General features: G+C 63.2%; 9 protein-coding genes. 4 read left to right on the top strand and 5 right to left on the bottom strand.

Annotated features, from left to right (window positions below; translation table 11 throughout):
- Nucleotides 1-240 precede the first annotated feature (240 nt).
- Nucleotides 241-702, bottom strand: coding sequence for a L,D-transpeptidase (locus tag NKJ04_RS22610; RefSeq protein WP_023811018.1), 462 nt, complete (start codon nucleotides 700-702; stop codon nucleotides 241-243).
- Between the two features lie 354 nt (nucleotides 703-1,056).
- Between NKJ04_RS22610 and NKJ04_RS22605 the strand changes: the two genes are divergently transcribed.
- Together NKJ04_RS22605 and NKJ04_RS22600 are read left to right on the top strand one after the other, a co-directional pair.
- The gene (locus NKJ04_RS22605; RefSeq protein WP_352677421.1) at nucleotides 1,057-1,389 is read left to right on the top strand and encodes a hypothetical protein; all 333 of its coding nucleotides are present in this window, start codon (nucleotides 1,057-1,059) and stop codon (nucleotides 1,387-1,389) included.
- Between the two features lie 56 nt (nucleotides 1,390-1,445).
- Entirely contained in the window at nucleotides 1,446-1,613 is a 168-nt protein-coding gene (locus NKJ04_RS22600) for a hypothetical protein (protein WP_023811016.1), read from the top strand.
- Between the two features lie 72 nt (nucleotides 1,614-1,685).
- Here NKJ04_RS22600 and NKJ04_RS22595 read toward each other — a convergent pair whose 3' ends face one another.
- Complete coding sequence (locus tag NKJ04_RS22595) at nucleotides 1,686-2,387, bottom strand: winged helix-turn-helix domain-containing protein (RefSeq protein WP_352677427.1); 702 nt, start codon at nucleotides 2,385-2,387, stop codon at nucleotides 1,686-1,688.
- 46 nt (nucleotides 2,388-2,433) lie between these two features.
- Between NKJ04_RS22595 and NKJ04_RS22590 the strand changes: the two genes are divergently transcribed.
- Together NKJ04_RS22590 and NKJ04_RS22585 are read left to right on the top strand one after the other, a co-directional pair.
- Nucleotides 2,434-3,207 carry a response regulator gene (locus tag NKJ04_RS22590; RefSeq protein WP_352677426.1) on the top strand — a complete coding sequence of 258 codons (774 nt, stop codon included), beginning with the start codon at nucleotides 2,434-2,436 and terminating at the stop codon, nucleotides 3,205-3,207.
- 84 nt (nucleotides 3,208-3,291) lie between these two features.
- Nucleotides 3,292-5,379 (top strand): ATP-binding protein, encoded by a 2,088-nt coding sequence (locus NKJ04_RS22585; RefSeq protein WP_352677420.1) that lies wholly within the window; start codon nucleotides 3,292-3,294, stop codon nucleotides 5,377-5,379.
- A gap of 104 nt (nucleotides 5,380-5,483) precedes the next feature.
- Here the strand turns inward: NKJ04_RS22585 and NKJ04_RS22580 are convergent, their stop codons facing one another.
- The 3 genes from NKJ04_RS22580 to NKJ04_RS22570 all read right to left on the bottom strand — a co-directional run bounded on the left by NKJ04_RS22580 (nucleotide 5,484) and on the right by NKJ04_RS22570 (nucleotide 8,572).
- The gene (locus NKJ04_RS22580) at nucleotides 5,484-5,894 is read right to left on the bottom strand and encodes a hypothetical protein (RefSeq protein WP_023811012.1); all 411 of its coding nucleotides are present in this window, start codon (nucleotides 5,892-5,894) and stop codon (nucleotides 5,484-5,486) included.
- 209 nt (nucleotides 5,895-6,103) lie between these two features.
- Nucleotides 6,104-7,414, bottom strand: a complete 1,311-nt coding sequence (locus NKJ04_RS22575; RefSeq protein WP_352677419.1) for a flavin monoamine oxidase family protein — start codon at nucleotides 7,412-7,414, stop codon at nucleotides 6,104-6,106.
- A 99-nt stretch (nucleotides 7,415-7,513) separates the two neighbouring features.
- On the bottom strand, nucleotides 7,514-8,572 hold the full coding sequence (locus tag NKJ04_RS22570; protein ID WP_127295190.1) for a dipeptidase: 1,059 nt from the start codon (nucleotides 8,570-8,572) through the stop codon (nucleotides 7,514-7,516).
- Nucleotides 8,573-8,628 lie beyond the last annotated feature (56 nt).

Here is an 8,628-nt window from a genome sequence, read left to right as displayed (position 1 = left end):
TCGACAACCGAGCGCTTGAAACTCTCGCTGTATTTGGACATGCAAAACCCCCGAAGGTTGTGTCCAACTTTCGGGGGTCAGTTCATTTCCCGGCCTCTTTCTTTTTGGCTGGACTCGATACCCCGGTTCGAGCTTTGCTCGATACCGCCGGTTTGCGCTGTACTCGATACCACAGCGTTTTCCGGCGGGAGCCTTGAACAAGGCGCGACAGCATGCTGACACGCCACCGTTTCCAGCCTGCTACTTGACGATGACGATGCTGGTGTTGGTCGCCCCGAAGGTTTCGACGAGCTGGTAGAAATCGGCGGCGTTGTCGGGGTGCAGCCGCACGCAGCCATGCGACGCCGGCTGGCCGAGGCGCTTGATCGCATAGGTCGCGTGCACCGCATAGCCGCCGCTGAAGAAGACCGAGTGCGGCATCGGGGCGTTGTCGTATTTCTTCGAGTACCACATTTCATGCATGCGGGTCGGCTTGAACGAGCCGGTCGGCGTCACATGGGCCCGGTCGCCGGTGGAGACTTTCCAGGCGAAGGTCGGCCGGCCGTCGACGGAGACTTCCATGATCTGCTGCGAAAGCGAAACGCGCGCCACGATCTTGTTGGCGGCGTGCGCCGCACCCGAGCCGGCGCCGAGCAGCAGTGCTGCACCAGTCAAGGCAGCGGCGGTGATGTTGATGAGCTTGGCGGAAATGGCGGTATGCATGATGAAGTCCCCTCTCTCTGCCGGTTAGGCCGGCTCTAATTCGATGGCCGCTTATCCCAACGTCATGTTTCGAGGAGATTTCGCAAAACACTCGTTTCTGTTTCGAATCTGTTTCCACTAGTTAACAAACGCCTCCTTGTAAGCCTGGCTAGAACGGGCTCGGCAGGCCCGCCCAGCCAAGACCATGAGTCGGGAACATGAGTATCCGCCCCCAAACGAAAGTGCGAATTGGCGTCATGTGAAAGAACAACCGTCGGCATCGAAACCAACCTGCAACAAAGCGCGGCTCCTAGCGGCATGATCCGGATACGGGGTGCGAGCAAAGTTGACGCAACGAAAACAGCCGTAACGAACATGGGAACGAAATCGAACGCGCTGTCCTGGCTTCTCAGGATCAGCATCGCGGCAGCGGTCATCGGCGGCGTCGGCACGGTTGCCGGCACCCCGCTGACAAGCCTCGGCGCGATGACATCAGGCGAGATTTCGACGCTGCATGCCGCACTGTTTTTCGCCACGGTCTGGATTGTTTCCAGCCTGCGCATCGCCCGGCTAAAGGCCCTCTGGCGGGTCGGCCTTAGGCTGACGGGTTTGCGCGGCGCCTCCGGCAACTTGCTGCCGAGAGGACCGAAGGCCCGCGCCGCGAGGGGGGGCTCCGTGGGGGGCGCGGGCACTTCGGGGGTATCCTGAAGCGACCCGCAACAGGTTCATTTCTAGAGAATTGGCATTTTTGGGGAACTGCGACGATGAAAACGAAATTCGCTGCTTCGGTGCTGTCCGCACTGCTTTACGCCCAGGGCCTGCTCGGCTTTGCCGGTCTTGCCACCATGCTTCTCAGGGACCGCGCCCATGCAAGCGAACTCACCATGGGCAGTGACATGCCGGTGGGGCCATCGCTTCTGCTGGTACGCTGAGTGTCAAGAGCATCGGGCCCAGAGATGGAAAATCCGATGCCCGAAAAAAGGGATTGCGCCAGTACCCGGCAGTCAGTCGGCGAATTGCCACGGCGGGTCGAACCGATAGCCGGCGCCACGTATTGTGGTGATGGTGTCGGTGTCGAGCTTGCGGCGCAGCCGCACGATGCGCGAATCGATCGAGCGATCGAAGGCGTCGGCGTTTTCGGCCGGTGCCGCGGCGATGATGTCGTCACGCGTGAGCACCTTGCGCGGACTGGCCAGGAACAACCTGAGCAGCGCCACCTGGCCGGGCGAAAGCTGTTCCTCGGAGCCGGAGCGATGCATGACCATGGCCGATCTCAGATCGACGGTCGCGTTCTCCAGCACGATGAGTTCCTGGGTGCCCCTGCCGCGGCGCGAAAGCAGGCCGCCGACACGGGCGGCCAGTTCACGGACATTGAGCGGGCTCTCGACGACGTCGGCCGCACCAAGCTCCAGCGCCAGCACCTTGTCGACAAGATCGGCCGGCCGGCAGATGAGGATAAAATCCGGTCCGCCCTCGCCGCCCCTTCCTTGGCCGCCATAACGTCTGAGCAGGTCCCGCCCCTCCGCCTGGCTGAGGCTGTCGCCGACGACGACGACGTCGATGCCCTTTCCCGACAGCAGCGATTCGGCCTCCCAGGGCTGGCGTGCCTGATGCACATCGTGGCCGCGCCGCTCGAGATGGTCGGCGAGTTCGGTCGCCACCACTTCGGCTACCGAAACGAGCGCAATAACGGATCGTGCGGCCATCTTTTCCAACCGTTCCCTGGCAACCCGGATATGAGTGCTGGACATGATGTTTATACCCAATCTACTTTCCACTGAAAGTGGGAGCGAAAGCATCGTGCGGGCAAGAATTGTCATCGTCGAGGATGAGCCCGACCTCAGGGACGCGGTCGCAGAATATCTTGGCGCATCCGGCTATGACGTGGCCACCGCTGAAAGTGCTGCCGCGGCGCGCAGCCTCGTTGAAACGCAATCGTTTCATCTCGCCATTCTCGACATCGCCATGCCCGGCGAGGACGGCCTCTCGCTCGGCCGCTGGCTGCGTTCGAAACTGCCGATCGGCATCATCTATGCCACCGCGGCCGGCACTGCGCTCGACCGCATCGTCGGGCTGGAACTCGGTGCCGACGACTACATCGTCAAGCCCTACGAATTGCGCGAAGTGCTGGCCAGGGTGCGCAGCGTGTTGCGCCGGGTTCCCCAGCCGAAGGAGCTCCAGGACAAGAAGGCCGGAACGGATCGCCGTTCCGTTACCTTCGGCCCCTTCCAGGCCGATCTCGACGGCAGGCTGGTCACCGGCGCCAATGGCGCGGTGATCGACATGGCCAAGAGTGAGTTCGACGTGCTGGAGATTTTCCTCACCCGCGCCAATCGGCTGCTGACCCGCGCCGCTATCTCCGAGGCGATCGGTTTCACCGAAGATCCGGAATCGTCACGCGCGGTCGACATTCGCATCATGCGGCTACGCAAGAAGATCGAGGCCGATCCCGCCAATCCGAAATTCCTGCGCACGGTGCGCGGCGAGGGCTATATCTTCTCGCTGCCGACCGGCGATGGCAACTGAGGACCGGGCCAGAAGGATTCGGCTGCTCGCCAGCCGGAATAGGCACGACTCCGAATTGGCACGACTCCGGAATGACGGCACAAGATGATCGCTGAAGCAGCAAGCACCGATATGCAAGGGTTCAGGCAGGGCGCGGCGATGGCGGCCGTGCGCGTCGTTCGCCGGCTTCGCGAGGCCGGCGACTGGCAGCGCGAGATGGACGGCATACTGGAAACGCTCTGCCGGGCCATGGATTGCCAGCGCGGCATCCTGTTTCGCTTGCGCGAACTGCCCGGCCAGGGCTTCGCCCAATCCGTCGCCGCCTATTGGATCGACCCTCTTTTCGGCGGCGAACTGGCGTCGCCAACCGTCATCATGCAATCGATCGTCAATTCCGACCCCCTGCTGGAGCGGCTTGCCGAGGACGAACGGCAAGGCAAGATCTTCGCCGGCCATACGCGCGACCTCGAAGGCTTCCTGAGGACCGATTTCGAGAAGCAGGACATCAAATCGTTCCTCTCGGTCTCGGTCTTCGCGCATGGCCATCTCTGGGGCACGCTGGCGGTCAATGACTGCGTCAACGAGCGTGCATGGACGGACGAGGAAGAGGCGACGCTGCATATCATCGCGCTGGCCATCGGCGACGCCATCGAGCGCTCGCCCTCGGACGCCCACGCCAGCGAGGTCATTCGCCGCACCATGCTGCAGGCCTCGCTCGATGCCATCGTCGTCATCGACGAGACCGGCTCGATCATCGAGTTCAATCCGGCTGCCGAGAAGATGTTCGGCTTCCAGCGCAGCGACATCCTCGGAAAGGACCTGCTCGATACGATCGTGCCGATCTACTACCGCAAGGGCTATGCTTCGGGGGCCGAATACATGTCCGGCCGCGGCGCGCCGATGGTCGGCCAACGGCTCGAGACGGTGACCCAGAACGCCGCCGGCGAAGTGTTCCCGATCGAGCTGACGGCGACCGAGATGCGGGTTGCCGACCGCCGCCTGATCTTCGGCTCCATCCGCGACCTGCGCGACAAATTGCGCGCCGAGGAGGAGATCGGCCGGCAGCGCGAGAAGCTGCACCAGAACGAGAAGATGGCGGCGATGGGTTCGTTGCTGGCCGGCGTCTCGCACGAGCTCAACAATCCGCTGGCCGTGGTGGTGGCGCAATCGACGCTGCTGCACGAATTCGCTTCCGACCCGCAGACCAAGGTGCGCGCCGAGAAAGTCCGTGCGGCCGCCGAGCGCTGCGGCCGCATCGTCAAGAGCTTCCTGTCGATGGTCCGCCTCCATCCCGCGGCACAGGCCGAGACCGACCTCAACCAGGTGATCCGGTCGGCACTCGAAGTGACCGCCTATGGCGCGCGCTCGAGCGGCATCACCATCGACACCGATTTCGCCGCCGGCCCGCTGCTGGCCATGGCCGACGCCGACCATGTGACGCAGGTGGCGGCCAATTTCCTCATCAACAGCCAGCACGCTTTGGCCGGCATTGCCGGCGACCGGCTGATCAAGGTGCGGACGTTCCGCAGCGACCGCGGTCATCCCTGCTTCTCGGTCGAGGACAATGGGCCCGGCGTGCCGGAAACGATCCGCGGCCGCATCTTCGAATCCTATTTCACCACCAAGCCGGTCGGCGTCGGCACCGGCATCGGCCTGTCGATCTCGAAATCGATCATCGAGCGGCACAATGGCAATGTCTGGTTCGAGGAAGTGCTCCCGAGAGGCGCGCGCTTCGTCGTCCAGCTGCCGGCCATCGTGGCCGGCCTCGCCACCGCCGGCGACAACCAGCCGCGATCGAGCGGCATGCGGCATGCCTTGATCATCGACGACGAGCCGGATGTCGCCGGCTCGCTCTCCGACATTCTCGAACTGATGGGCATCAAGTCACGGATCGTTCCTGTCTGGGAATCGGCCGCCGCCACTTTGAGCGGCCACATGCCGCCGGACATCGTCTTTTCGGACCTGCGCATGCCCGGCGTTAGCGGCATATCGATCTATCGCGAGTTGCTCGCCGAAAAGCCTGATCTGGCACGGCGTTTCGTGCTGGTCACAGGCGACCTGATCGGTGCGAAAGCCGAAATCGAGGCGCTGCCGGCACAGCAGCGGCCGCAGATCCTGGAAAAGCCGTTCAGCACGCTGGATGTGCGCAGTGTGCTGTCCGCCATTGCCGAACAGGCGGTCTTGAAAGGATAAGGAAGAGGCCCCGGGGCCGAAGAAGAGCGCACTGGAGGGAGCGCTCGGGGAGTCCGGAGCATGATCCCAAAGCGGGAACGGTTTCGGATCATGCTTCGACAAAATCAGAAAATATTCGGCGTGTCGGCCAAGGGCGCGGCATAGGCGATCATGCGGATGGCGCGGTTCTTGTGTGTTCCGGACTGTTCGGCGATGGCGCGCAGGCAATCGATACTCTCGGCACCCCAGGCCTGGCCCTTGCAGGCGAAGTCGGTCACCGGCACCGGCAGACGCGCGGTCCTGGTCGTCGTCTGCGCGCCGTCGATGAGATTGGACGGCGGATTCAACGAAGCGAAGGCCGGCCCGATTGTCGGCGTGAACGCCATGCCGACGAAGGCGCAAGCAGCCAGCACCATGAACATCGCCATGGGGTGGTCGCTGGCCCGCTGGCGCAGCGCCAGTTTCGGACGGCGGTCATTGCGTTCTGGAGCCTGAAGGCGGCTCTCGCCGCGGATCGTCTGGATTTTCGCATGCATTGCCTTCCCCTTCGCTGAGTTTCTTTTGGCGGTGAAATGAACTTATCCGCACTTTGTAACGACGATGGGGTGGCGAAGGACTGGCACTGTAACGAGTTCGAAACAGCATTCGGGCGAAGTCGGGCAAAATCGGGCATAGCTTCGACGGCGCTCGGGCTCGAGGCGCAACCCGACCGATCTTGCCAAACAGTTTTTCGAAAAGACCAGGCTCAGGCCGGAGCTTGAAGCTCGGCAATGATCTTGTGCGCGGCGATACGCCCGGCAATAATAGCGCCCTCGACATACCCCGGAAACGACGGCGAGAGTTCTGAACAGGCGAGATACACCGGGGGTGCGCCGGCAAGGATCGTTCGCTCGGCATCTCTTGCTGTCACGTCGACAACAAGATCGCTGTACGCGCCGCCGCTCCAGCGATCTCCTACCCAGTCACGCAAACTGAAATCGATGACGTCGCCGGCACTCGGGCCAAGGGCTGCCTCCAACCGGCCGGTCACCTCCGCACGCAGTTCCGGCTCGCCGAGGTCGCGCCAGCGCAGCGCGAGCGGCCCGCCGACGAACACGACGAGCGCGGCATGCTCGACATCCTTGCCAGCGTCGCAGGCAAACAGTCCCGGCGGATCGAGCCACATCACCATGCCGTTCAAATCCCGCCCGCGCCAAAACGGTTTGGCATAGCGCACCAGGATCTTGATAGCCGCGCCGCTTTTCCAGGCGCCGAGCGCCCGCCCCAGTCCAGCCGGCAAGGCAGGGACAAAGGCGAGCTCCGTCACCGTCGCCGGGGGGACGGCGACCAGAACCGCGCGCGCCGCGATGGCACTCCCGGCCGAAACGACAAGAACACCTTGCGAACTGTGCTCGATGCGCGTGACGGGCTCGCTGAGCCGCAACCGATCGCCAAGGTCGCGGGCCAGATCGTCGGCCAGCGAATGCATGGTTTCGCGCACGAAATATTGCAGCTCCGGCACCTCGTTGGTGACGCGTCGGTCATTGTCGATCAGATACCAGAGAGGAATCTGATCCAGCGCCATGCACCAGAGACCTTCGATCATCGAACGGAAGACGGCCCTGGCATCGGCGGAATCGCGCTGGCGGGCAAGCCAGTCGGCAACGGCCAGTCCGGCAATCGAGACGTCGTCCGGATCGATCCCGTTCATGCGCTCGCGGATTGCCATTGCCGCGTCATAGATCCGCTCTGCTCTCTGTACGGACATCGTCGGCTGGGTAATGAAATCGCCATCGACATAGGTTTCAACCAGCGTCTTGCCGCGTGCTTCGACCAGGGCCATCAATTCCGGCATGTCCTCGCACAGGAACTGGCCGCCACTATCGATCCGTTCGCCAAGTCCGTTCAGTCGGGACTCGACGCGTCCGCCAACGCGGTCGCGTGCTTCGAGCAGGATGAAATCGATGCCGGCCTTCTTCATCTCAAGCGCCGCCGACAGGCCTGTGAAACCCGCACCGACGATGACGACATCGGTTCGCTCGAATTCGCCGCCCTCATCCGTGAAGGTCTTCAGCATTGCCGGCTATCCACCCAGTCGCATCCGGCTTCCACAGACGAAGTATGTCCTTGTCGACATATGCCGGCGGGCCGCACACGCCATGCCGCAGGCTTGTCTCTAACCTATCGTTTTCTCGAGCATATTGAGCCAGTTGCGATAGGCGATTTTTTCGATCAGTGCGCGGCCGAAACCGCGTGCCGCCAATGCATCGATCAGCTTCGGCAGGCCGGCGACATCCCCGATGACGGCCGGGATCATGGCGCCGTCGAAATCGGAGCCAAGACCAACGCCATCCTCACCCAGCGCCTGCAGCAGCGAATCGATATGCCGCACCATGATATCGAGGCTGGTGTCGGCATTCATGCGACCGTCCTCGCGCAGGAAGCCTGTTGCGAAGTTCAGCCCGACCATGCCGCCGGTTTCGCGGATCGCGCCGAGCTGCCAGTCGGTCAAGTTGCGCGAATGGCCGCAGATCGCGTGCACGTTGGAATGGGTCGCGACCAGCGGCGCATCGCTGAGCGCCGCGACATCGCGAAAGCCCTTCTCGTTGAGATGCGACAGGTCGATCATGATCTTCAACTGGTTGCATGCCTTGACCAGCGCCTTGCCGGCATCGGTCAGGCCGGGTCCGGTGTCGGGCGAGGACGGGAAGCGGAACGGCACGCCGTGGCCGAAGGCGTTCGGACGGCTCCAGACGATGCCGAGCGAGCGCAGGCCGGCTTCATGCAGCACGTCGAGCATGGTGAGCTCGGGATCGATCGCCTCGACCCCTTCGATGTGGAACACCGCGGCGATCGAACCTTGCGCCATGGCATTGCGCACATCGCCGGCGCTGCGGCAGACGGTGAGCGCTCCGGCCCGTTCCAGCCTGAACAGGATCGAGGCCATGGCGATCGTCGAGGTCAGCGCCTCATTGCGCGGAACCTCGGGCGGCAGCGGTTCGGCGACGCTCGGCGCCAGGGGCACGGCGCCGCGCCTGGATTTCTCGACAGGCGGCGGAAAGATGGCGAACATGCCCCCGGCGAAGCCGCCGGCTTTCGCGCGTGGCAGGTCGATATGGCCGCCCGATTTCCCCTCGATGAACAGTTTTTCGACGTCCGTGTCTTTCGACTGATAGAGTCTGAGCAACGTATCGTTGTGGCCGTCGAAGACGGGAACGAGATCGGTTTCGGTCATTGGGGGATCATTCGGTTCGTTTGTCGGCGCGGCGGCTAGGATATATCCTATCTACT

Source organism: Mesorhizobium sp. M0618, from assembly GCF_040320765.1.
Taxonomy (GTDB): Bacteria; Pseudomonadota; Alphaproteobacteria; order Rhizobiales; family Rhizobiaceae; genus Mesorhizobium.
This window is presented reverse-complemented; position numbering and strand designations above follow the sequence as displayed.

Coding starts and splice junctions, on each gene's coding strand:
- NKJ04_RS22610 (WP_023811018.1), bottom strand. CDS start 702: ATGCATACCGCCATTTCCGCCAAGCTCATCAACATCACCGCCGCTGCC.
- NKJ04_RS22605 (WP_352677421.1), top strand. CDS start 1,057: ATGGGAACGAAATCGAACGCGCTGTCCTGGCTTCTCAGGATCAGCATC.
- NKJ04_RS22600 (WP_023811016.1), top strand. CDS start 1,446: ATGAAAACGAAATTCGCTGCTTCGGTGCTGTCCGCACTGCTTTACGCC.
- NKJ04_RS22595 (WP_352677427.1), bottom strand. CDS start 2,387: ATGGCCGCACGATCCGTTATTGCGCTCGTTTCGGTAGCCGAAGTGGTG.
- NKJ04_RS22590 (WP_352677426.1), top strand. CDS start 2,434: ATGTTTATACCCAATCTACTTTCCACTGAAAGTGGGAGCGAAAGCATC.
- NKJ04_RS22585 (WP_352677420.1), top strand. CDS start 3,292: ATGATCGCTGAAGCAGCAAGCACCGATATGCAAGGGTTCAGGCAGGGC.
- NKJ04_RS22580 (WP_023811012.1), bottom strand. CDS start 5,894: ATGCATGCGAAAATCCAGACGATCCGCGGCGAGAGCCGCCTTCAGGCT.
- NKJ04_RS22575 (WP_352677419.1), bottom strand. CDS start 7,414: ATGCTGAAGACCTTCACGGATGAGGGCGGCGAATTCGAGCGAACCGAT.
- NKJ04_RS22570 (WP_127295190.1), bottom strand. CDS start 8,572: ATGACCGAAACCGATCTCGTTCCCGTCTTCGACGGCCACAACGATACG.